At 40.1% G+C, this 22,572-nt stretch carries 19 protein-coding genes and 1 pseudogene; 10 read left to right on the plus strand and 10 right to left on the minus strand.

What is annotated here, in order from left to right; all coding sequences use genetic code 11:
* Together ACEYW6_RS29735 and mobF are read right to left on the minus strand one after the other, a co-directional pair.
* Window positions 1-914: pseudogene (locus ACEYW6_RS29735) on the minus strand (ISLre2 family transposase); the annotation flags it as partial.
* Window positions 915-1,108: 194 nt separating this feature from the next.
* The gene (gene mobF / locus ACEYW6_RS29740) at window positions 1,109-3,286 is read right to left on the minus strand and encodes a MobF family relaxase (RefSeq protein WP_412982597.1); all 2,178 of its coding nucleotides are present in this window, start codon (window positions 3,284-3,286) and stop codon (window positions 1,109-1,111) included.
* A 748-nt stretch (window positions 3,287-4,034) separates the two neighbouring features.
* Here mobF and ACEYW6_RS29745 point away from each other — a divergent pair.
* The 4 genes from ACEYW6_RS29745 to ACEYW6_RS29760 all read left to right on the plus strand — a co-directional run bounded on the left by ACEYW6_RS29745 (window position 4,035) and on the right by ACEYW6_RS29760 (window position 6,984).
* A complete protein-coding gene (locus ACEYW6_RS29745; protein WP_412982622.1) occupies window positions 4,035-5,141 on the plus strand; it encodes a ParM/StbA family protein in 1,107 nt (368 codons plus the stop codon).
* Window positions 5,142-5,157: 16 nt separating this feature from the next.
* Entirely contained in the window at window positions 5,158-5,592 is a 435-nt protein-coding gene (locus tag ACEYW6_RS29750) for a hypothetical protein (protein WP_412982598.1), read from the plus strand.
* Window positions 5,593-5,698: 106 nt separating this feature from the next.
* The gene (locus tag ACEYW6_RS29755) at window positions 5,699-6,550 is read left to right on the plus strand and encodes a hypothetical protein (protein ID WP_412982599.1); all 852 of its coding nucleotides are present in this window, start codon (window positions 5,699-5,701) and stop codon (window positions 6,548-6,550) included.
* Window positions 6,466-6,984 (plus strand): hypothetical protein, encoded by a 519-nt coding sequence (locus ACEYW6_RS29760; RefSeq protein WP_292789386.1) that lies wholly within the window; start codon window positions 6,466-6,468, stop codon window positions 6,982-6,984. Before ACEYW6_RS29755 ends, ACEYW6_RS29760 begins: the two co-directional genes overlap by 85 nt.
* Before the next feature lie 430 nt (window positions 6,985-7,414).
* On the opposite strand, the gene ACEYW6_RS29765 is transcribed toward ACEYW6_RS29760, so the two are convergent.
* On the minus strand, window positions 7,415-7,945 hold the full coding sequence (locus ACEYW6_RS29765; RefSeq protein ID WP_412982600.1) for a hypothetical protein: 531 nt from the start codon (window positions 7,943-7,945) through the stop codon (window positions 7,415-7,417).
* Window positions 7,946-7,994: 49 nt separating this feature from the next.
* Here ACEYW6_RS29765 and ACEYW6_RS29770 point away from each other — a divergent pair, with 49 nt between their 5' ends.
* The 4 genes from ACEYW6_RS29770 (at window position 7,995) to ACEYW6_RS29785 (ending at window position 14,831) form a co-directional block, all read left to right on the plus strand.
* Window positions 7,995-12,794 (plus strand): hypothetical protein, encoded by a 4,800-nt coding sequence (locus tag ACEYW6_RS29770; RefSeq protein ID WP_412982601.1) that lies wholly within the window; start codon window positions 7,995-7,997, stop codon window positions 12,792-12,794.
* A gap of 820 nt (window positions 12,795-13,614) precedes the next feature.
* Complete coding sequence (locus tag ACEYW6_RS29775; protein WP_412982602.1) at window positions 13,615-14,094, plus strand: type II toxin-antitoxin system antitoxin SocA domain-containing protein; 480 nt, start codon at window positions 13,615-13,617, stop codon at window positions 14,092-14,094.
* A 1-nt stretch (window position 14,095) separates the two neighbouring features.
* Window positions 14,096-14,698 carry a type II toxin-antitoxin system PemK/MazF family toxin gene (locus tag ACEYW6_RS29780; protein ID WP_412982603.1) on the plus strand — a complete coding sequence of 201 codons (603 nt, stop codon included), beginning with the start codon at window positions 14,096-14,098 and terminating at the stop codon, window positions 14,696-14,698.
* Between the two features lie 7 nt (window positions 14,699-14,705).
* Window positions 14,706-14,831 carry a hypothetical protein gene (locus ACEYW6_RS29785; RefSeq protein WP_412982604.1) on the plus strand — a complete coding sequence of 42 codons (126 nt, stop codon included), beginning with the start codon at window positions 14,706-14,708 and terminating at the stop codon, window positions 14,829-14,831.
* A gap of 320 nt (window positions 14,832-15,151) precedes the next feature.
* On the opposite strand, the gene ACEYW6_RS29790 is transcribed toward ACEYW6_RS29785, so the two are convergent.
* From ACEYW6_RS29790 to ACEYW6_RS29805, 4 genes are all read right to left on the minus strand, one after another.
* Complete coding sequence (locus ACEYW6_RS29790) at window positions 15,152-15,442, minus strand: hypothetical protein (RefSeq protein ID WP_412982605.1); 291 nt, start codon at window positions 15,440-15,442, stop codon at window positions 15,152-15,154.
* A 5-nt stretch (window positions 15,443-15,447) separates the two neighbouring features.
* Complete coding sequence (locus ACEYW6_RS29795) at window positions 15,448-16,407, minus strand: ParM/StbA family protein (protein WP_412982606.1); 960 nt, start codon at window positions 16,405-16,407, stop codon at window positions 15,448-15,450.
* Between the two features lie 417 nt (window positions 16,408-16,824).
* Window positions 16,825-17,340: a hypothetical protein gene (locus ACEYW6_RS29800; RefSeq protein ID WP_412982607.1), complete on the minus strand. Its 516-nt coding sequence runs from the start codon at window positions 17,338-17,340 to the stop codon at window positions 16,825-16,827.
* A gap of 51 nt (window positions 17,341-17,391) precedes the next feature.
* Complete coding sequence (locus ACEYW6_RS29805) at window positions 17,392-17,925, minus strand: hypothetical protein (RefSeq protein WP_412982608.1); 534 nt, start codon at window positions 17,923-17,925, stop codon at window positions 17,392-17,394.
* Window positions 17,926-18,165: 240 nt separating this feature from the next.
* On the opposite strand from ACEYW6_RS29805, the gene ACEYW6_RS29810 reads away from it, so the two are divergent.
* Window positions 18,166-18,855: a ParA family protein gene (locus tag ACEYW6_RS29810; protein WP_199339887.1), complete on the plus strand. Its 690-nt coding sequence runs from the start codon at window positions 18,166-18,168 to the stop codon at window positions 18,853-18,855.
* Window positions 18,852-19,838: a ParB/RepB/Spo0J family partition protein gene (locus tag ACEYW6_RS29815; RefSeq protein WP_412982609.1), complete on the plus strand. Its 987-nt coding sequence runs from the start codon at window positions 18,852-18,854 to the stop codon at window positions 19,836-19,838. The genes ACEYW6_RS29810 and ACEYW6_RS29815 overlap by 4 nt, the downstream gene beginning before the upstream one ends.
* A 192-nt stretch (window positions 19,839-20,030) precedes the next feature.
* On the opposite strand, the gene ACEYW6_RS29820 is transcribed toward ACEYW6_RS29815, so the two are convergent.
* The 3 genes from ACEYW6_RS29820 to ACEYW6_RS29830 all read right to left on the minus strand — a co-directional run bounded on the left by ACEYW6_RS29820 (window position 20,031) and on the right by ACEYW6_RS29830 (window position 22,498).
* Window positions 20,031-20,738 carry a P63C domain-containing protein gene (locus ACEYW6_RS29820; protein ID WP_412982610.1) on the minus strand — a complete coding sequence of 236 codons (708 nt, stop codon included), beginning with the start codon at window positions 20,736-20,738 and terminating at the stop codon, window positions 20,031-20,033.
* The gene (locus tag ACEYW6_RS29825) at window positions 20,708-20,836 is read right to left on the minus strand and encodes a hypothetical protein (protein WP_412982611.1); all 129 of its coding nucleotides are present in this window, start codon (window positions 20,834-20,836) and stop codon (window positions 20,708-20,710) included. The genes ACEYW6_RS29820 and ACEYW6_RS29825 overlap by 31 nt, the downstream gene beginning before the upstream one ends.
* Window positions 20,837-21,697: 861 nt before the next feature.
* Window positions 21,698-22,498 carry a hypothetical protein gene (locus ACEYW6_RS29830; RefSeq protein WP_335029819.1) on the minus strand — a complete coding sequence of 267 codons (801 nt, stop codon included), beginning with the start codon at window positions 22,496-22,498 and terminating at the stop codon, window positions 21,698-21,700.
* Between the last annotated feature and the right edge of the window lie 74 nt (window positions 22,499-22,572).

The raw sequence follows: 22,572 nt of genomic DNA on the forward strand, positions 1-22,572 counted from the left end.
ACTTGTTTTGCTTGACTAATTCCCAAGTCAACTAAATCCGCTTCTAAAATCTCCAAAAGCGCTTTATATCCTTCATAAGTGCCATCATTCGTAATAGGAATTTCAGAACTATTTATTTTTTTACCTTGCTCATCAACAACATAAATTGTGAATAACTTTGGCTCAACCCATTTGCCGATAAACCCGTGTCGCTTGGTTTTGGAATTTTTTCTTCCCTTTTTATTAATTCGGATTCGACTCCGACCACCATCTACAGCTATAACAACTCTTTGGTCTTTAAGAATATTACCTTCAGGTAAAATGCCTATCTGCCGATTTAATATTTTACATTGCCGTAAGTTGATGCCAGTTTGACCAAATTTATATGTCAAACGCTCAATTCGTTTTAAACTAAGATCAATTCCCCAACCAGTTAAAGTTGTGCAGGCGGCTTCAAATGAGCTAGTAATTGCACCGTATTGAGCAACTGTTGACCATACTAACGGGGTTAATCCTTCTGACATCCCCAACCACTTTAACATGGGATAAAATCCCTGAAGAGACATTTTATTTGTGGTCTTTGTTGACTTCTTTATTACCATATATGGTAATTTTAGAGTAAATAGAACGTTTCCAACTGTTAAGATTTGGCGTTTTCTATAACCATGTTTTTGCATAGTATTATCCCACCAGCTTTTTGTTTGAATCATAGCTATTTGATTAGCTGACTGAGATTGGGAGAGGTTATACAACAAAATTGCAATACACTGTCCAGCTAAAATAAGTGCAATCTCTCTAATTTTTTCTTCTCTTTCTTTAAGAATTTTCCCATTCCATTCTGTGATATTTGTCAACTCTAAACATTTTGTCATCTCCAAAGAAAAATTTGATAATGATTTACTCAAATCTAGAGTTGCACATATATATTTTTCCATTAAATTAGATAATCCCTGTCTCGAAATTATTGCTCCAAGGGAATCCTAACTTTTTGGGGATCAAAAAAAGAGAGTTTTGCAAGTCGTGGCTTAAACTCACCTGGAATTCTTATGTATTATTGCCACCTATCTTGTATAAATAAATAATGAACACTGAGACAAGAATTTAGCGATCGCACCTTTTTTAGCCGACCTCACAAAATCGCATTGCTCCCCTGGTAAACTGCCTTGTCAAATGCTGTATCTACTTCTAAATGCTGTCCATCATCACTTCTTAGTGTCAACTTGTCAGTAGTTCGACCTACCACTTCATATAATTTGCCTTTATCCAGCCCCCGGCGTTTGTAATCCCGTGTGGGCATGATCACATCACCAATTTCAAAGTTATGGGCAAACCGCATCTGTACTTTTGTCAGATTTTTGGTTTGCAATTGGGTGATGGTTGCAGTTTCTCCCAAAGTCCCTTCACCCTTGAGCTTGTCTCGAATCGCTTGGGTAAGGGCAAGTCTTTCTGTATTTGTTCCAGCTAACACAAGAGTTTTGAGTCGTTGCTCTGGTGTCCCTACTATATAATCATTGGCGATCTGCTCTATTTTGGATTCACTGTCAACTTGAAGTATGGAACCGTTGGCTTCTAGTCGTTCAAATCCTGCTTCAATCCTGCCATCAGCAATCAAATCTACTGCTAATTTTAGCTGCGGGTTTTTCTGACGCAACGATTCATTGAGGTGTGCGGTTTTAATTCCTGCCTGTTGCAACGATTTGAAGGGATTACCGGCTTCTACTGCTGACAACTGCCGAGTGTCACCAACTAAAATTACCCTAGCTTGAAGTAAGGTTGCTCTTTGTAAAAGTGCATGAGCATCTTTTGCACTGAGTAAACCCGCTTCATCCACAACCCAGATTTGATTTGGTTCAATTTCTTTTGGTTCAGTCACAAGTAATCTAGCAACAGTAAGAGACTGAATTTCTAACTCTTCGCTCAAAACCTTAGCAGCAGAGGAACTGGGGGCAAAGCCTTTGATGGTATATCCGGCATTAAAAGCGATCGCCTTCAACTCTTTGAGGGCAAAAGTCTTGCCAGCGCCAGCTACCCCCTGCCATGCAATGAACTGGTCAGATGTTGTTGCAGCCAATTCTACTGCTTGGCGCTGTCCGCTATTTAGTAAGGTATTTTCTAAGTGGTTTTCGACTACTTCCGAGTCAGAAATGGAGCAAAATTTACATTGACCTTGCTGCATCAAGTCAATCGTCGCCAATTCCCGCCTCACCGCTGTCATCGTCGTAAATTGGTGAGTCAACCCTGGCAAACCGATTAACTCCTGATGTTCTCTAATCAGGGGTGCAATCGCTGTTACATCCGTAGCTAAACGTTCTTCTAGGATGAATTTTTCTAAATCCTCTTGTCTAAAAGCGACATTTCTCTCACTGCAATGTGCGATCGCATCATCTAGGGCATCAATCAGACTTTTTTGCTCAACCACAAGAGGAGCCTGTTCTTTTCTTGGTTCTCCTGGCTTGACAAACCTAATCCCTAACGCCGCAGCTTCTGACTTCCACAATGCAACCAATTCTGATTCTGGTAGTTTCTGCTTGCGCTGGCGGGTATCATCCCAAATTTTTTCACGTTCGGCCCAAGTGGAAAAAGCACCAGATGAGGCGATGATTTGCTGTCGCCGCTTAGAAAATGCCTCTAAATCCTCGAATTTAAACCCTTTTATATCAAACTGCCCATGTAAACGAAGCTCTATCTCGTAGCCAAGCTTCTGCACCTCACGCGCCAGAGAGCTTTGGTATGCCATCCCCAAGAATTTCTTATTGGCGAATATCTCGTTATTACCCAAACTTAACCAGCTACCATCTGGAGTTTGGGTCATGTTCATCAGCAAACAATGGGTGTGCAGATGTGGGTCTAAATCCCGACTTTCGATGTGATCGAACTGCGCGACGACCAAGTTACCAGTCTTAACCCTATGTCTCTTGTTATCGTCTGTCACTCTGGTATAGGCGTAACGCTGCTCTATCAGTTGCAGGACTTCTTTTAACGCCTGATGGTGAGCATCAATCAAACGAGTATCCCCGCCCACCAAGGCCATCAAGCTTACACTTTTGGGCGCAGAAAATGTACAGTCTAATGCAGCTCTGCGTTCTCCTTTCCCCTTTTCTTTGACTACTCTGGCATTCAATACCTCACGACCATCAGGCGTAAGCCCCTCAATGATATTTTTAAAAGCTTCTTCGTCATCGACTGCCCCTGACAACCCCAACTTTTTAGCACCTTGACCATTCCAAAGCGACTTTCCTTGGTGATAGTAATTCTTGATGAAGTAGTTCACCGCCATCTCACTTGAGACGTTAGCCGCTGTTAGCATGGCTCACCTCTGTTATGGGGTTTACAAAAGTTAATCCTTGTTCTATTCCATCTGTTAGTGCGGCCTACTCTCGTCAAGAAATTCTGATTATTTTCTCTTATTGCAAGATAATCACCCTTGCAATAAGTATTGAAGTCAAAATCAATCCCCGTCATCAAACTTCGTAGTGCTTGATGACGAATGAAAATTTTTTCGTGAGACTTTGACCAAAACAAAATTTTATTTCCCAAACTCTCCTGTCATTTAATATAGCAAAAAATCGAGCATTCTTTCCGCCAAATATGGCGTACTGTGCGTCAGAAAAAGGTGGATTACAGGGGTTGTGGTTATTGAAGCTAATTACTAGATAATTGGGAGAATCCTTGAGAAAATTGGGAAGTATCAGGAAGTGCTAGGAAGTCTTGGGAAGTCTTAGGAATTGTTGGAAAATATTAAGCTAATGAGAATTTTGTGACTAGATGATGTTGAATAGTTGAAAAGGTAAGAAATGAATTAGAGATTTGGGAGATATTGTTTAGATATTGGGAGATGTTGAATGTAATTGGTGAAAATTGGGAATTGAGAGATTTTGTGGAGATTTTCTATCAGATGCACGAATTTATGAAAAGTCAAAGAGTATTGCTAAAACTGTAATCTTTCTTCGTAAATGTGGAAAAATCACGGTTTGGGCGGTTCAAATTGAGAGTAATTATCAATTAGATAGACAAAAAAAGGGTCAAAAACAGGGAGAATTTTTCTTGTGGATTTAATGTTGAGTCTTGATCCGGGAACTTCAATGACGAAGATGGTTTATCGTGTTCTCTCGGAGATTTCGTACAAGTCAGAATTGCTGTGTATGGAACCAGAGTTAATTAAGATTTCCAAAGATTCGCTGGATTTATATGAGTCTGGGCAAATGAATCGGCCCAATCCAGAGAATGAAGCGTGGATAGAGTACAACGAAGAATATTATGCGGTTGGGTTTTTGGCACAAAAGTATTTTGAAGCGCGAATCAATTTTTTAGAACTCAAGTATGAGAACGCGATTCCAAAAACTTTGGCAGCAGTGGGGGCAATAGCGATTAGAGATTCTTTGAAGGCAAACTTTGATTTATCCTTGGGACTGCTATTGCCTTATGGGGAGTGGGAAGATAGAGAAAGATTGGAGAGGGGTTTAACTAAGGCACTGTCTAGCTTTAGCTTTCGAGGGAAACAATTTTGTATAAATCTGATTAACTTTCAGTGCTTGCCCGAAGGTGGGGGACTGATATTGACGCGAAGTAAAAAACTTGGCACAGATTTCAATAAAATGAACATTGCTGTGGTGATGCTGGGTTTTCGGGATATATCAGCCGTAATCTTTGAGCGGGGTATCTCAACTGGAAAGACGGAAGGATTGGGCTTGGCGTGGATGCTGGAGAGAATCAAAAGCCGAACATCAGGGCAAAACTTACACGAACTGTTAAAGGCTGTTCATCTATCAGGCCCGACATTGAAACCGAGATACTGCAAACCTTTGGCTCGGAGCAAAAAGTCTGATTTTAAGGTTGAGGAGATAGCACAAATTATTGAAGTCGCTGACTTATCTCGTAAAGAATACTGGGAAAAGGTATCTACTTGGCTCAAAATTAATATTCCTGCCCATATTGAGCAAGTCATTATTGGTGGTGGAACGTCGGAATATTTAGGCTCGGAGTTGAAAAATTTGTTTACTCATACCGACATTTCATGGGCAGCAGAATTATCTGAGGATGTGCGTTTAGCTTTTAACCTGCCGATTAAAAAAGATGCTTTGTGCTTGCGTTTCACTGATGTATATGGATTGTTTCGTTACCAACACGCTACGTCATCCATTTCAACTCATCGTGCTTCTTAATTAAAGGAATAATGAAATGCTTTCAGATGTTGAGTTTCGCTTACGAAGTAGAGTTAAGGCTGATAGTAAAGAAGCCGTGGTCATTAAGTATCTAAATTCCAAGAATACTCTTTATCCTGCTAGGGATATGGCGATGATTGCCATTAGCAGTTATTGGTTGCCTTTAGCTTATCAAGCTGTGGATCAATCCGTGAATTTAGAGCCACACATTCGTGCTTGTCTTTACCGCCTTCAACTCCACTCTTCATATTTGATGGGACTGCTGGGAGAAATCCCGTCTCAAGGAACGCCGATGATTGCAGTAGCCTCTAATCAATCACAGCCACTACAACTAATACAATCATCACCATTACCAATATCCAGGACTTCAGTCAAAGAACCATTACAAATAGCCAGAACTCCTGTACCAGAAGAATCGGAGTCGGGAACTGACTGGTTAAATCCTTTTTAGGACTGACCATTTTTTGAATTGATTTGACGCATTGCTCCTTTCTGAGCATCTTTTTCAGTGAACGCAAATATGTCGTTTCAAGCTTTTTAACTAGGAGTGCATGATTATGTATCAACCACAAGAACTTTTTAACGACCTTTCACCATCAGAAATTAGCCGGACTTTACGCTTGAGTGGGATACCTGAAAAAGAGTCATATACCGAGAATGATGCAGACAGGTTTCGTGAATGTCGCACCTTAATTGAGCAGGGTAGAAATGATGAGGAAGTAATGGCTCTATTATCTCCAATTGTTGACAATGCACTGTCAGAAACTCAGGGCAATTCCTCGTCGTCAACGAAGAATGGAGGGAAAAAACAAGGAAAAAAAGCCCAATTACCATTAGATATTACTGAATTACTAGTTATTGCTCGTGAAAGAGGCTATAAAATCGCACTTTCTCAGGCTTTAATAATTCTCCAAGTCTGCGGACTATCTGAGCAAGATGAGTATAGCCCAGATGAGTGCGAACGCTTTCTTGAAACCTACAAATCAATAAAAGAGCAAAACAAATCCTTTGAAGAAGTTGCAGCCAGCTTAACAACTCTAGGTAAAAGCGAAAATTCTCAACAATTAAAATTAGATGCAGTGATTGAGAATGTTAGTGAAAAAGCTGTAGCGGCAAGAGAAGATTTATCTAGCTTGATTGATAAAATTACTGCTGCTCAGGCTGAAGAAGCCCCAGAGTTAGTTCAATCACTTTACCTTAAAAATGTTGCACTGAAATTACAACAGAGCGATTCTGAAAATAACCTCTTCGCTCAATTAGAAGAAAGAATCATGGCGAGAATCGCCGAAAAAAAGCAGCAGAGGGCACAGTTATCTGGAGTGACTTGGGAGACGACACCCTTACCATCTTCTTCGCCCACGCCGATGCTGTCGCCCAACGCATTAGAGAATGGAACGAATACCGATTAAAACAAGAAATTGCAGCCAAAGAACGCACTATTGATATTCAAGTCGAAAAAGCCTCCGATGCTAAAGCCAATAAATTAGCTGCCCACAAGCTGGAAAAAATACAGGCATGGAACGAAGCACAACTAGAACGTCAAAAACTTCGTCAAAAACGCTTTGAACAGTTCAAAGGACTTGTTTTTTGGCTCGGTGGTTGGGTCGGTTCTGGCCGCTCTGGTATTTTCTTTTTTGGCTCTGCCATGTTAGCTTCTGCGACTTTTGCAGGAGTAACAATCATTAATCTGCCAACAAATCTTTCCTGTCCTGATCGCAAAAGTCCCTGTTATCTGGTATATCAAATGCGATTTAACAATAAAAGTGTGATTCTTCCACAACAGACCAAGGATATTATTGCTGAGTATGAGCGCAATAAGAGTAAACCTAAACGGCGCAGATAATTAATTTATTAGAAGAGAAAATACTGTTAATTCTCCTCTAAGCAATTTTTTTAGTCAGGTATAAGTCATTCCCTACAAGCTTTTGAAGCTATTGGAGATCTGTATTTGTAGTCAGGTTTTCAAGTATGTTTTGTATTGCTCTGAGTTGCATTCCAGAAAGTCTAGATAGTCCTCAGCAGCGAAAGCGATTGATGCTTTTATCAAAGAGCTATGTGACAAGTAAACCTTAATATCTAGTAGCGGATTAGTTTTATGCAGGAGCAAAAGACGTTAGAAACTTATCAACAGGCGATCGCAATTTATGAAACTGCGATCGCTGCTTTACTTAACGATGCGTAACCGCCGTAGGTATCGCTTTTTTTCACATATCCAGATAAAATCACTGTATTTGATGGATAAAAACTTTCTTTACAGCCTAACCTCACCGACTTTAATAGGAGGTGTCCTTATCGAAAGGTAAGCTGTCAGCATCCTCAAAGTTCCGCAGGTCTTGTTCCATCTGAATCCGGCGTTGGACGTATGTTCTGCTATCTTCAATCCTTCCTCTCATCTGCCATGCACCAAAATTAATACCCTTTTCTGCGTATTTAGCAGACACTTTGTTGTAATCATCAACCTCGATTTTCTTACGCCACTCAAGCTGTTCGAGGGCACTTTCACTGATACCAATTTTCTGAGCGTATTCTACATATTCAGATTTGAGAGAACCATCTGGGTTAAACTCCTTTTTTTCTTGTTCGCTGAAGAAATCGTAGGCTGTGTAAATTGGCCACGGCTCTGGATCAGTCTCGTCCAAGTGCTTCCACTCGTCGTATCTTGCTTTTAGCCTAGAGGCATAATCATCAATTGCCTCGTTACTCATTCCCACAGATAACATTTCTTGTCGAGCTTCATTTTTCAAGCTGCCATCTGGATGGAACTCTTTCTTGTGCATATTTATCCAACGCTTAATTCTTGACATATAAATCTCCTCAGAAATTGATTAAATTTCATCAATTTACTTAGCATTTATGACTCTGGAATTGAAACATTTTGATCCTCGTTTAAATCAGTGGATCTATACAGACGATAACAAAACTAGCTCTCAATCAATTTTAACTGAAAAGCTCAGTAATACCTTATTAGAATTTTACTTTCCTGGTAAAGAATTCTCGTTTGGACACTCAGATGAATACAGCACCGCCGAAGAATTAAAGAATCATCCAGATGGACAGATTTTATTGCTATCTTCTAAGACTCGCTTACTTTATGGAGAAAAAGAATGCTTAGAAATGATTCAAAAAATTTGTCCAGATAGTAAAGACCGTGGAGCTTATGGTTCAATCTTCCTTGGGGCTTGTAAAAATGCGATTCACGAAAATTTAAGCATTCTGGTAGTAGATGATTCTAATGAAAATGCTGGTGAAAATGGAGGGATATTATCGAATGATTTGGCATATAAATTAGTTGGTGACTGTTATGGGCAGATTTCAACACAACTTTATGACAAAGTAACCTTAAGAGAATCCCAAGCAGATAAAAGCTATCGTGTAATTCAGCATCGATTTGGTTGGGTGGATGGAGTTGGAGAGGATACTACTAAATACCGTTTTGGCAAAGGAACATTGCGACCATACAGGCTAGACGAAATCAAATATGCAGATCCAAATAACAAACCAAAAATAGACATAATTCTCCCCGTAAGCAGTTTTAAGGGAACAGACAAAGATAGACCCAAAGGGCCCACTAAACCGCAGATTAAGCCAGGATTATATCAGCAAAATATTTGGTTAGCTGAAAAAGGGCAATCCCAACAAGGTCAAATGTCTATCTCTCAACTCTTGGCATCTTTCCCTCACGGGCTTAAAGATTTTATTGAGTCACTAGAGGTACAAGCTCAAAGATTAACCTCTATTCAAGATGATCCAAGACTTGTTGCTGCTTACTATTGTGAAAGATACGAAAAACGTAAAGAATCATTGAGCCAAAATAAATTAAAAACATCAGACATTATTAATCAAGAAGCAGATGTAAAAAACTTAGGGACAAATGATGACTTAGATGCAGATCAGGAGTTAGATGATGACCATGCCAAGGATGACTTGTTCATGTACAAACTCATTAAAGCCGATTTAGTTGGGCATCAGCAGTTATTAGAAACTGAGAAGGTAAAGCAGGAATTAAGTCGGTTTGTACAAAGTGAGTGGCGAGATATTGCTGTTGGGAAAACGCTTACTTTTGACCGAGGGATGATTATTCCCTCCAAAGAACTCAAAAATGGTGAAATTTGTGTCTCTTGGCTTGATGAGCAAGAAAAAATTCTTAACTTCCGTTCTCCTTTTCTCAACTCTAATGGTTTGTGTGTTTCTAATAATAAATATGTTGAGGATCAGCTAGGGCCAGATGGTGAACCCTTAGAAGGCATAATTGTAGTCAATGACGAAGACCACAAGCGCATACAAGCCAGAATTACAGAGTTAGAAGCACAAGGAATCAATGTTGATTTTATAGATCCAACCGAAACCGAATCAGAACGCCAAGCACGAGACTACGATGGTGACTGCATAGGTATAGCAAGAGCTAGCTTATATCCTAACCTGACAGCAGAGGCAGAGCAAAGAAATCTTCCCAAAAACGCCTATTCGCCCACGGTTAAGCTCAAAAAACAATCATTTTATGATCCCACCGATGGAACCCAGCCCCCATTTGAAAAAATCGCTATCCACATGAGTGATAGCATCAGCGTGGGCATAATCAACAATCAAGTGACAGCACTGGAAGCATTAGAATCAGAAATTGAGGTATTAAACACTTATGGTACTTTAAAACAAAAATCAGAATATTTAGAGCAAATATCTAGCCATTATCAAACTTTATTTGAACAGGAACATGGCGAGAAGCCTAAACCAATTAGAGCAGAGTACAAGCCTTTCATGCAATCTGTTGTAGGTCTAGCAGAGAATCCTAACAGAACGCCAGATATTATTCAGCAGGCGATGGATGTTAATCGCCTAATGTACCGAGAAATGATTGGTGAGGGATGTTATCAAAACCAAATAGCGGTTGATTTATTCAAAAGTGCTAAAAAACCTGAGATGGATAAAATCAGGGAAAATAGTCGCTACTTATATCGTGATGTTAATTATATTAAAGATAAAAAGTCGCGTTCAGTTTATTTAAACACGGGGATAACACCAAAGGGCTACTCACCAGTAGAATTATTGATTAGCCAAACCAATAAATATTTCCAAGAATCACAGTTAGAATCGCGCCCCATAGTCCAGTTTAAAGACTTGTTCAAAGGGGTAGAATTTACACCACAGCAAAAATTTGCAGCGATCGCCGCCAAGTACGAGTTTGATCAGAAATTCAACACTGCGGTTCGTATGGAGCGACTCAGAGAAACCGAGAAGGGCCCATCAGCAAGCATCCAAACTCCACAAGGGATGCAACTCGAAATTGGCAATCTCACCCGTTACGGACATCCTCTGATTTGGAAAGCTCAGACGTTGAACATTCGCCTAGATGAAATTCCAGAGAAATGGCGAACTAAAGAACGCCCCCATCGTTTATTAGCAGTTGCACAAATTAATGGTGAGATAGGAAATGATGGGAAACCCGCCTACCGCAACCTGGGGACAGTTAGCCAACAATCTGTGACTGACCACAACCTCAAGGCGGGGATGACCATGCAGGGAGCTAAACTCCTAGAACTAAAACCAGAACTTACTAGAAGCCAAACTAAATTACTTTTCGACAAGTCACAAGAAGCGGCTCTCGCATTTTACGCTTCTATCCCAGAGTCAGAAAAACTTGCTCTATCCGCCGCCGCTTGGAACATCTGTGCATCCCGCCAGGATGAACTTGAAGTTGCAAGAAAAGAAAACGCAAACCCCCAAGCGATCGCTAAAAAAGTATCTAACTTCGCCTTTGCTGCTTTCCCCAATGAAATTATCTCCAGCCTGGAGCAACTGCAATTTACCGAACCGAAGTTAGTCACACTTTTGAATGAGGCAAATCAATTTTTGGGTAGAAAGTGGAACCCAGACGAAAAGCACCTGATAGAAATCAGAGCTAGTCACCACCCACCGGGGCATGAACGCCACGTTTCCAGACTAATATTTGTCCAGGATACTGACAGCGAATATAAGGAATTCGCTATGCTTGAAACCAGGACTGGAATATTACCAATTGGCACAAAGGCGCAAGCTAATTTCATTGGCGTGGAACCTGCCACTGCCAAAGCAACTATTGGACTGCCAGGAAACGAGCCGGTTGAAATTACTATCCGTGAACTCAAGAACTTCTCTTATGCAGGACTTGTTTTTAACGCCGAACCGGTCAACTTAGAATTTGGCACTGTGCTGATTCCTGATAAAACAGTAAAAATCAAACTTGATGGCAAAACCCTGGGTGAGTTAGACAGTGATTCTGGCCAACAGTTAAATGAAATTAATTATCTCAAAAATGGTAATCCTCTAAAATTAAAGCTCAAGTCAATTTCTGAAACTGGAGATCAAGCTTTTGTGCTGGGTGAGTCTCCCAATGGGAATCTCCTCAAAATTAATAAAATTAACTTTTATGATTTTTCTGGTCAGACATTCAATGATCAAGATTACCGAAAACTGACTATCGAAACCTCAGCTTCTAAAACTAGGGATGCTGTATTTTTGAATGGTGAACCCTTGGGGGTATTGCACTTCAAAAAAGACAAAGACGCGCTCAGACAACTTGGATTCCTCAAAACCGGAAAACTTACACTTGCGCCTGCAATCGTTGAAAGTAATTTTTCTGTTATTTGCGCTCAAATAGACCCTAATACCGTTGAATATCCCCAGAGGTGGACGAAGGAATTTCAGGCTTTTGGAACTCAATCGGTTAATTCTGAACAACAAGAGATGATTGAGAGTAGTGCGAATATTCTACATCATATTAAAGAGCGCCCTACTTTCTTATTTTCGACAGAATCAAACAGAAAACTTGGAATCATGGGCTTGGCTGTTGACAACCAGAAAGCTGAGACTGTGACAAAATGGTTAACTGCTCAAAATGTTAAATTCTCGCTTGCCCCAACAGAAGGTGTTATCAGGGAAACTAAAAAAGGTCTAGCCGTATTTAACTTGGTTGATAGCTCCATCCCTGCCAAAACTTTAGAGAGCATGTCCAAGAAATTTGGGGCTGTGATTGAAACGGATAGTGAGTATCAACAAAGGGTTAATTCCCTCGCCACACGACCGCAGTTTTTGAAACCACCAGAACAAACAGCACAATCCCCACCTAACCAATCAACTCTATTACTCTCCACTACTCCTTCTACACCAGACATTAGTAATGGTGTGAAAACCGAACCTCTAAGTGTAGAGAAGCTCCCGACAGTCACTATTGATGACTTGAGAAATTGGTACAATGCCGCAGATAAGTTAGGGAAGCCGGAAGATTACAAAAAACGCATTGTAGAAGTGGCAAATGGGTTTAAAGCTGGTGAGCAATTATCAGCCCAAGCGTTGACAGTAATGAATAAAGATAAATTTGAACTTGAAGCCATCAGTCGGCTCACTCAAATTGCTCAAAGGATTGGCATGACCTGGGGTAAATCTGATGAAAATGGTACTAAAGTCCAAGGGAAAATTTATGACTTGGCTTTCAATACCCAGCAGAGGGATTTAACTATTTCGCAGAAAGATGGAGAGGTAATTTTAAACTTGCAATCTGGGAGGGTACAGACGAATAAACTAACTCCACAGATATTGCAAACTTTTGAGGATGCTAATACTCAAATTGATAAAATATTAGCTAAATCTCAAACACAACAAGTAGACTTACAAAGATAGATTTATCTGCCTCCGGCAAGGCAGAAGGCAGAGGGTAATTCTTGCTGGAGGAAAGAATAAGTTTTAAATTTTGCCTTTTTGCCTTGCTAAATTGGGTTTAAGCTCCCTGCTAAATCGTAGATTTAACGGTCTACAATTACTGTTATTGTCAGAATCCCCTGTAATTGAGCTTCTACCTTCTGCCTGAATTATTCATATCAAAGCCAAAGATGCATCCAATTCAAGCTTTACAGGTTCAAGCGATCGTTCCATGAATTCGTTTTCCTAGTCCCTGCTGAAACAATCAGCTTACGGCAATCGCTTGTGGCTTCTACAAGAAAACCACAGCAAATGGGAAAAAAGTGTTTGATAACTCTTATAAAAATGCGTTAGCGTTAGCTCCTCTGAAAGAGGTTCGCCACAAATTAAGCTTACTTTCAGAGTACCGCAACCGTGCAGCAAGGTTCAAAGTTCCAGCATTGTGGGTGGATGCTTGGTGTCAAAGGTGCTTTGTATCGTTCACGGAAATGGTAAAGTGACGAAGGGTTATTCAGCGAGATGCGACAAGTCTATGAGAGACTTACAACACATGAGATTTTAGTCAAAGATTGTGTCGGTTACATTAATCGTGTACTATTATATTAGTACAAATATACTGTAGTCTACGATGAGCAAGCCAAAAAGTGTTAAAGATTGCAAAAAAAGCAACTATAATTAAGCGATAGAAATATTCTATAAAATCTTTATATTTTATTAAATAAAAAGGATTATGAATCTTTATATACATTTATATTTGTTCATTAATTAGATTATTTTGTGGCAGTAAACAGAGAGAAAGGTCATGTTGGATAAACTAATAAAATATTTTGTCTACGCGACAAAAGGGTATATTACAAAAACACAACTGATCAAGTTTTTGTATTTAGCTGATCTTTACTCTGTTAAGTGGACAGGAAAGCAGCTGACTGATCTAGATTGGTGTTATTATCAATTTGGCCCTTGGAATGAGGGTATAGATGCTGCTTTAAATGAAATGAATGGGAAAGAGATTATTCAAGAGTCTCAGTATAATGCAACATATATTAGACCTGTGAATCAAGCTGCTCAGGCAGATGATTTGGACATACCTCTCAGTATTAAGTTTGTACTGGATAATATTCGGAGAGAGTGGGCTGGCTCAGATAAACTGAATCAGTTACTAGAGTATGTATATAACACTGCTCCAATGCTGGAAGCAAAAAATACCCATAGACCAGAAGAAAAAGCTAGACTTAACTTACAAGCAGAAAGAGAAAAATTAGTCAGTGAATTAGGATTGTAAAGTGGCTGGACAAAGACCTAGACAAGGTTGGATCTATTCCATAAATCCCTATAGGGTATCTCTTCGTTGCAAACTGGGTCATGTCCATATTTATAATTTAGATGAACCAGGTGAAGTAGAATGTCAAACTTGCACTGAGAATATTAATTCAAGTAGGGTTTTCAGAGGGACACATCCTTATATCATCTGGACAAGTGATGAATTTCAAGATAAATCTGGATATATAGCAACGTTTTCCGTTATTCCCCTGACTTCACAAGGGACATTTAACGGTTTACCAACCACATATCCAATTAACTCTACAAGTAGAAATGGTCTTGATAAAAGTTCATACGCTTTAGTTCATCAAATATGTACTGTTGATGCTAATTGCTTTAAAGGCTCATCAGCCAATTGGTTAGAGAGAATTGGACAATTGGATAAAGCAGATAGAGAAGCTATAGAAGAACGTTTAAAGTATTTTTTGAATATTCAAGAGAATCCTAGTGAAGACTGGTTTGCTCAAAATGCGTCTCCAGAATTTTTGAAAAAAATCTTTGATTATCTACCTGAAGATACAAAAAATTTAGTAATAGAAGAATTAATTAACAATTTAGACTCATAATACCTGTATGTTTATCAATAACATTGATATTCTAATTATTACAAATTCGGCAATCTCCGTACTGCTGTTAGCTTGGTCAGTGCAAAGTGCGATCGCTGATGAATTAGCTCTCACTGATGGAATGGCACGCTAGATTTATGTGAAACCTGCTTGCTGACTATCTTGTTGGGGGTGGGTTGCAGCTTCTTGTGTTCCAGACAATAGAATGCGAGTGCGGCAAGGAGTTCAACATCTTCTTAATTCCCCACACTAAGAAGGGTGTAGAGGGTAGGGTTGCAGCTTCGTGTGTTAGGAAAATTGAGTTTTAGTGTATCAAATAGAACAACATATTCTTGCTTCCCTACACCCTTTCATCCAGGAATACCAGGGATTTACGCTTAACAAGCGTGCCATTCCACTTACCACCCTGAAGGCTAATTCCCCTTCTTTACCGTTGCCAACTTCCTTTGACGGTTACAAATCAAAGTCAAGGCTGAATGTTTCTCCATCAGAATCCTCTTCTTCCTCCTCTGTAATTTGAGTTGAACTCCTTGAGGGAAATTTGTTATCTTCAGTATTAATTGGCGTGAAAGCTACTTGTTGTGTGGGAAATGCACCCTTCCTGAAAGCAAAATAGCAATCAATGATAAAGTAGAGCGTCTCTAGGTAACTCTTGCCTAGTTGCTGTGATTCGGCAAATATCCGCTCTCGGTAGCTATCTTTGATCCGAACTTTTTCTGGGGTTAAGTCAAGTTTGTCTGCCATTGCGATCACTTAATAGATGTAGATGCTGGATTCTTGGCAGAAATGGTCTTTGCCATCTCTAAAAGCCCAAAGACATTGGCTTCTACCGGATTGTCCAGGATTTTGAAGCCGTTTTTCTCCAACAGCTTCTTAAATCCGGGTAAAAGGCAACCTCCACCAATCGCCCAGATTTCATCCCCCTGGTGCTTGGCATCAAGTGTCAGATTCACCACTTTCTTCAAGTATTTTTCATACCAATCTTTCAAGCAAGCGCTGTATATATCTTTAATATCAATGTCACGGCTGTACCTGGTATGCCCCATTTCTAAACAAAATCGGATAATGGAAGGATCTCCGATTTTTCCACCATTTAAATGTTTCATTTTTTGAGAGATATCATCGATGAGAACTTCTACACCGATGGGGTAGGCAGTGTGAACTTCTCGCTGACCCCGGTTGTAACGAGAATACAGGGTTGTTCCATTGCCAAAGTCTAAAATGGTTAATTTTTTCGGTAGTGGATGCCCAAACAATGCACCCATCCCTTCTAGTACAACTTTCAGCACTTCGATCTTCACGTCTGATTGTTTGCCAGCAAGTATTGGCTGATATTCTCCATTGAGTACTTTTTGCAATTCTTCAGCCAGACCAACGTCATGTAAGCTAACTACTAATTTTAAGTGCCAAGCCTTACGGTGTGGGAGATGTGCCAGTGCACCCAATAAAGTTAATAATGCATTGTTGACTTTATTTTCATTATTGTCTGTGTTGCGGTCAAAATAATTTCCTGTCCGGTAAGCAGACTCTCCAACTGTATAAGCAGTACCGTTAAAAACTACGCGCCCTGGCACATCTTCCATTTCTGCATTGGTTATATAGCTGGGGACACGAACTACTTCAAACCCTTCGACTAAAAGTTTGAGACTTCCATAACCGTTATCAAAACCCGCAGGAAAAATTTTTTGTAAGGTGTGAATGTTTGACATAGGCTCCAAGTAATACACTTTAATTTGTGAAAATTATCTGTTCAGATAATTTGAGGGGGCAAGGGAGAGAAAAATAAAATAACTCCCCCTTTTTGATCCAGACTCAAGAGCTTATCATAACCCCTTGGGGGCTAAATGGGGTACAAAATGCTAACCAGTCAAATGTACCCCATTTAGCACCTATATGTGCCCTATATAGGGGTCAAAATCTTACCAAAGTATTGAACTATTGTTGGGGTATATATAGCCCCCATATAGCCCCCAAGAAGAATTTTTGAAATATCTTTTATCAACGGAGCAAAAATTAAATTAGATCGTTGTTAACTCTTTGATTTATACTTTGCTGTCAATAAGATTGTTGAAAAGCAATTCAGTCTTTCACTCTAACTTCTTGCTGAATACGTAACGAGTGGGTCACTACTTGCTGACAGGTTCAGCTTTCTCAACTGAATTATCATTCACACCCAAAGTCAATTCCAAAGGGGTTCTTTGGGGGTAAGCTTTTACTACTTGCCGATAAACATCATAATTAGTAGGTAGTGTCTTCTGTAAATTACCCACTCCGTAGGTCAGTTTGTACTGAACATCTTTGATCAATTCAGGTTTGCCTGCCTCTTCTTGAGATTTTTTACGTTGTTCAACTTCATCAACACTTGGCCGCGGAGGTAAAGTAGGCCACCATAGCCCACGGTCGTCTGGGCCAACAACTGCTCCTGCCGGTTTCAATCCATTCCTATTCAACATTGAAGTATTAGCAAAGGTTTCAATGCGTGGCTGTGGTTGACTAGTTAGATCATTGGCATACAAAACAAGCCAGATGTAACTGGTGAGTGCTGTAGCTTCATACTGTTCAGCAGTAGTAGTACTGCAACTAGTTAATGTCAGTGCCGTTAGTGCAGTTATTATTGAGGGTAAAAATCTCAGCTTTTGCATTATCAGTTGTAAATATCTTTCACCAATGACTCTTGAAGAGGGAGTGTGCCATCATTGCTGCCAAGGTGAAGGTATCGCCGTAGTCGAAAGTACTTCCCTTGCTTGCAGTCTAATCGCTGTTTGCTCACAGTTGGGGCATTTTACTTTTGTGAAAATTACTGAAGGTCGTCCTTTGTACTCGCCCATTACGGGTTCTCCGGTGTACTCGCTGATTATCCCCTGCTGGCAATGATAGCACTCGAATATCACACGCCCTACCTCCGAGTTGCAATCCAGGAATTGCATGTGCTGACAGGGTTCTGGTGGTAATTCTGGTTCTTCGTTCCGGTCTTGGAAGGGTATATAAGGTTTGGTTGCTGGTGGTGAATCTATTTTTTTCTTGTTGCGCTTGCCAGTCACCTGCGGCTTAACTTTTGGCGGCTCTAGGGGTTTTTCCTCGACAGGGGGATGGCCAGGCTGTTGGTCAGTTGTGAGTTCTTCCGGCAACTTGTCATCAGCTGGGATAGGGCTAAATTTGGAAATTTGACCGTTGAGTTTTGGCTCTTGTTTCTCTGGTGTTTTAGATGGACGCTCGGTAGATTTCATTAGTCTTTCTGTCAGGGGGGTTACTTATATTCGTTTTATCTAACCAAAACGTTTTGGTTAACTTTATTTTTATTCTTTATTTTGAATCAGTGATAACATCAAGCCATATATTTGGGTTAATTGACTTATTTGATAATAGATACTCTGCTGAATCTGTTCTAAAAGAATACTTGAAAATTATCTTAGAAATGATAATTCTATGAAGACTAATACAATTGTTGCAAAGTGAGAATTGCTCCTATGGTAAAATCCAAGCCTACGAAGACTACGACCAAATCTGAAAAGCTTCCTAAAATTTTGGCATTTGCTAACCAGAAAGGTGGAGCAGGGAAATCAACAGGAGCAGTTCATGCTGTTGATTGGTTTACCCAGATGGGGCATTCTACTATCTTAGTTGATGCAGATGGGCAGGAAAGCTCATCAAGTTGGTTGAAGGATCTGAACTTGCCTTGTAAGGTCATTGGTGATCCAGAGGTTTTATTTGACGAACTTCCAAAGTTAGCAGAGTCTTATGATGTTGTAATTGTTGATGGACCAGGAAATGCAAGTGAGGTGACAAAAGCAATTTTGATCCGTTCTAATCTAGTACTTATTCCTTGCAGGGACTCCATGATCGATTTAGCAAGTACAGGTAAAATTGTACAATTTGTGCGTCAAGCAAAGGAAATTCGAGGAGGGCTGCCGATAGCAGCGCTTTATCTAAATGCAGTAAAAGACAACACTATTTTATTACGAGAAGCTAGAGAAGCTTTGCAAAGCGGTATTATACCTTTGCTTAATACTACCCTTCCTGACCGTCAGTGTATCAAGGATGCACCTGGACAAGGTAGTACAGTATTTCGTATGAAGGGAGAAGCTCCTAAAGCGGCGGCAAGTGCTTACGTCAAAATCCTAACAGAAGCTTTGAAGTTATTTGAATCAGAATCATGACTCGACGAAAACTCAAGGATAATATTGCTAACAATGAAGAACTGAACTTTGTCTTTGGACAAGCCACTACTCAGGAAATTGTACAAATAGCGGAAGTAGCTCAAGAACAAATCATTCCGCACAACGCAATTGTTTGTACATTCACATTTATTCCAGATGGCAAGCCAGTTCGGCATTACTATGATTTAGAAGAGCTACAACAATGGGCGCTAAATGATATTCAACCCAATGGAATTCGTTCTCCTCTGTGGGTACGTCCCCATCCCACTCAATCTGAAAAATATGAGTTGGTTGCAGGACTTCGGCGATTAAAAGCAGCAGAGATACTAAAATTGGAAGATATACCAGTCAAGGTTTTTGATTGGGATGATCGAACCGCTTTTTATGCTGCGATATCAGAAAATACAAATCGCCGTGACTTTAGTGCTTTAGAGGAATTAGACAACACTTTGCGAGTGCTTGAAATTCAACTGGGCTACGAAACTGAGCAAGTTGTTAGTTTTCTTTATCGAATGAACAACGCCACAAAAAATACTGTTAACCAAAACGTTTTGGTTAGTCAAGAAGCTGAACTTGTTCAACAGGTATTTAATTCATTCGGGCGAATTACTTGGCAATCATTCGTTGCAACTAGACTTCCCTTATTTAAAAAACCAGTAGAGATATTGAATGCTATTCGTCAAGGTAAAATTCATTACACTAAAGGAATTTTGATTGCTAGTGTCAAAGACAAAGATAGCAGGCAAAAAGTTTTAGAAGAAGCTATCAATAATTCCCTTAGCCTTTCTGAAATCAAGCAACGAGTTAAAGCATTGAATGGTAGTAAAAAAGCACTGTCCGAGTCCGAACCTGTAAGCCTGAAACAACGCTTAACTAACACGATTGAGGTGGCAAAGAAAAACAAGATGCTTTGGAGTGATCCGAAAAAAACTCAACAGCTAGAAAATCTGCTTAGTCAGCTTGAAACGATTGTCAAAAATTGAAAACAGAAGTGGACTTAGTAGTAAGACAAGAGCAATAAACTCAAGCAGTATTGAGCAATTGCAACGCACTGTGACAAACCCACTATTAACATAGATGTCTTCTGAACATAGCCGGATACAGATGCTTCAATCACATTATTGTGCAACTTGGTTGCGGTAAGGTATTGTCAGCTTACCGCAAATTCACACTAACTATTCCACATTCCAACCATCAAACAGATTAGGCTGATCTATTCCGTACTGCCGCTGCACCAGCCGCCTCAGTTCTGCCACCGAGTTAGCCGACTTCATCAGAACTAGGACTGATATAACGTGAGGAGATAACCTCTCCTTTGTTTCTTTCGACAGCATTTGGTGTATTTTGTACTTCCTCCTCCCGTTAGGCAAAATTGGATTAACGATATCGAGCTTGGCTTTTTCTTCGGGAGTCATCCAGTTGTAGACAAACTCCCAATAGTATTTGCCATTTTGTATATGCCTTTTATGGAGCTTGCTTATCCGTGCTAGATTCTCCTCAAATTCAGTCTCGAAAAGTTTCGTCCAAGGGCGAGGCGTATCAAGGATGCGAGAATCGTCTATGCGCCGTTGCTCAATTGTCCGCGACTCTCCCCAAACTTGCTCGAATCTGCTGATGAGTGAATCTTCAGATAAGGCATCAATTAACCTCCGAGCTTGTGCATTTCCTTTTGTGTCAAAGTAACGCCAAATTATTCTGGCATCTCTTAGTGACCACGTTATAGCACGTGTTACTGTCGTTTTAACCGTATATTCCGCAGAAAGTGTAACCTGATTTAACCCATGCTCTATAAGGGTTTTGTAAACACGGGGTAGGCTAAACTGTAACGTGGTCAACCAGTTTTTATTTATACCTATTGTCTGAAGTATGTGATTTTGAGACATCCGTACTCTTTCGTTTCAACAATCCTAATAGCATCAAACCGATAGTTGCCGATGTACAACTCAACGGCTTGGGCGGGTGTGAAGTCTTTCTTAGCCATGATTGCTTTCTCCACAAGAATTTCATCAATCCCTCGCAGAGCGCTTGCATGGTAGATTGCACTCAATACGGTTCAGTTAAGGCTATACAGTGCTTAGAATAAGGAAGACGTGAGGCTTTGTTATTGTCCCAGTACCTCTGTGTTTTACTTTTTTTGATCGAAATTTTGATACAGGTTTTTTCACAACCCTTGGGTTACTTCTATGAACCCTTTGAGGTAAAACTTGATCAAGAATCTCTAGAGTTAACCCAATACTGTTCGCTTTGTGCATTTTTAACTTGGAATTGGGTTTTGGGAAAAGGTTACTGGGTTTGGGTTAAAGGTTTTTCTTTCTCCTTTTCCCCTTCCCCTTTCCCCCAAAACCCGAAAAGTATTGAGAGTTAACCAACTCAAAAAAAGGGAAGTTCGTGTGTAGGCAATACTGCTCGGGTAAAGCATTTTTAACTCGGCATTGGGTTTTGGGAAAAGGTTACTGGGTTTAGGTTAAAGGTTTTTTCTTTCCCATTTCCCCCGCCCCTTATCCCCAGAGGGGACCCCACCTTCCCCTTTTCCCCAAAACCCGACAAGTATTGGGATCTTAGGATCTGATGTATTTTGTGCTTCCTCATTACACTAATTTCAGATGTACGAACTAGTATTTATGTACTATAATCAATTGGCTTCCAGTACTATTACTATCTATCTATTACTATTACGAACGGATATTTAGAAATTCCCCTCTGCAATCCTTACCCTGCATACTCTTCAGCTTAACAAGCGTGCGATTCGGCTTTACGCTACGCTATCCGCCACTCGTACAAAAATCATGTCTGTTTTCTGACGACTGAGGCATGTATTATGTTTCGGTAAAAACAGAAATACTTAACAGCCAAAGGTTTCCAACATTATAGAAAGAAGCTTTGGGATGGACTCCCCGTGAATAATAGAACCATGCATTGTTGCAAGGTACTTAATCGGTAGCTTTTGTATTGCCTCAATTCCTCGAGTGAAACTTTTCCCTTCAGACATAAACCCGACTTTTTGCTGAAACTTAATGATGGATTCTGTAAGATCCTTCTCGGTAACAGGCTCATCGAACTGACCCGGATGAGCCGCGAGATCGGAACAGAAAAGGATCTCCTCTTGCGGCTGATAAAATACACAACCCTCCCATCCATGAGGAAAATGAGGAGTTTCAATCAGGATGATATCTCTTCTACCAAGGGAAAGAACAGAGTTATTCTTAAGAGCCGTTGTTGGTCGCAGTGCAAAGTCATCCATGTTTGATTGATTCAGAGGACTCACAATTGTTTTCGCTTGCGGCGCTACTTCAAGCCACTGATTAAGCGCTCCGCACTCATCAGCTTCAAGGTGACAAAAACCTATGTAATCAAGTTTTGAAGGATCGCAGACAGACTCTACTAGCTGATAAGTTTGCTCGAACCAATTTGAGCGACCTGTATGAATCAGCATCGGGCGCTCATCAACGAGCAGAAATTGACTGAAAACAAACTTCTTGTTATTTGAGATCGAAAGCTTATATATATTAGGAACTATCTCATCTATGCGCGTGAATTTAGCATCGAAATGCGTAAACATCATCTTTTGGGGTAAAAAACATCTGACATTTTTTCCCCAAAGCCCAAAAAGCAAAGCTGGTGAAATCGGGGAATTTTGCAGCAACTGAACTTATGTTACTACCTAATCCCTAAGCTATACATCTAGCTGATTTTTACGACATGTGAATGGGTAAAACT

Source organism: Nostoc sp. UIC 10607, assembly GCF_047228265.1.
Classification (GTDB): domain Bacteria; phylum Cyanobacteriota; class Cyanobacteriia; order Cyanobacteriales; family Nostocaceae; genus Nostoc; species Nostoc foliaceum_A.

What these genes read in the sequence shown, in the direction of transcription:
- ACEYW6_RS29755 (WP_412982599.1), top strand. Translation starts at nt 5,699, where the DNA reads ATGTATCAACCACAAGAACTTTTTAACGACCTTTCACCATCAGAAATT.
- ACEYW6_RS29805 (WP_412982608.1), bottom strand. Translation starts at nt 17,925, where the DNA reads ATGAAATCTACCGAGCGTCCATCTAAAACACCAGAGAAACAAGAGCCA.
- ACEYW6_RS29750 (WP_412982598.1), top strand. Translation starts at nt 5,158, where the DNA reads ATGCTTTCAGATGTTGAGTTTCGCTTACGAAGTAGAGTTAAGGCTGAT.
- ACEYW6_RS29790 (WP_412982605.1), bottom strand. Translation starts at nt 15,442, where the DNA reads ATGGCAGACAAACTTGACTTAACCCCAGAAAAAGTTCGGATCAAAGAT.
- ACEYW6_RS29810 (WP_199339887.1), top strand. Translation starts at nt 18,166, where the DNA reads ATGGTAAAATCCAAGCCTACGAAGACTACGACCAAATCTGAAAAGCTT.
- ACEYW6_RS29765 (WP_412982600.1), bottom strand. Translation starts at nt 7,945, where the DNA reads ATGTCAAGAATTAAGCGTTGGATAAATATGCACAAGAAAGAGTTCCAT.
- ACEYW6_RS29785 (WP_412982604.1), top strand. Translation starts at nt 14,706, where the DNA reads ATGTTTATCAATAACATTGATATTCTAATTATTACAAATTCGGCAATC.
- ACEYW6_RS29800 (WP_412982607.1), bottom strand. Translation starts at nt 17,340, where the DNA reads ATGCAAAAGCTGAGATTTTTACCCTCAATAATAACTGCACTAACGGCA.
- mobF (WP_412982597.1), bottom strand. Translation starts at nt 3,286, where the DNA reads ATGCTAACAGCGGCTAACGTCTCAAGTGAGATGGCGGTGAACTACTTC.
- ACEYW6_RS29815 (WP_412982609.1), top strand. Translation starts at nt 18,852, where the DNA reads ATGACTCGACGAAAACTCAAGGATAATATTGCTAACAATGAAGAACTG.
- ACEYW6_RS29775 (WP_412982602.1), top strand. Translation starts at nt 13,615, where the DNA reads ATGTTGGATAAACTAATAAAATATTTTGTCTACGCGACAAAAGGGTAT.
- ACEYW6_RS29770 (WP_412982601.1), top strand. Translation starts at nt 7,995, where the DNA reads ATGACTCTGGAATTGAAACATTTTGATCCTCGTTTAAATCAGTGGATC.
- ACEYW6_RS29795 (WP_412982606.1), bottom strand. Translation starts at nt 16,407, where the DNA reads ATGTCAAACATTCACACCTTACAAAAAATTTTTCCTGCGGGTTTTGAT.
- ACEYW6_RS29825 (WP_412982611.1), bottom strand. Translation starts at nt 20,836, where the DNA reads ATGGCTAAGAAAGACTTCACACCCGCCCAAGCCGTTGAGTTGTACATC.
- ACEYW6_RS29745 (WP_412982622.1), top strand. Translation starts at nt 4,035, where the DNA reads ATGTTGAGTCTTGATCCGGGAACTTCAATGACGAAGATGGTTTATCGT.
- ACEYW6_RS29820 (WP_412982610.1), bottom strand. Translation starts at nt 20,738, where the DNA reads ATGTCTCAAAATCACATACTTCAGACAATAGGTATAAATAAAAACTGG.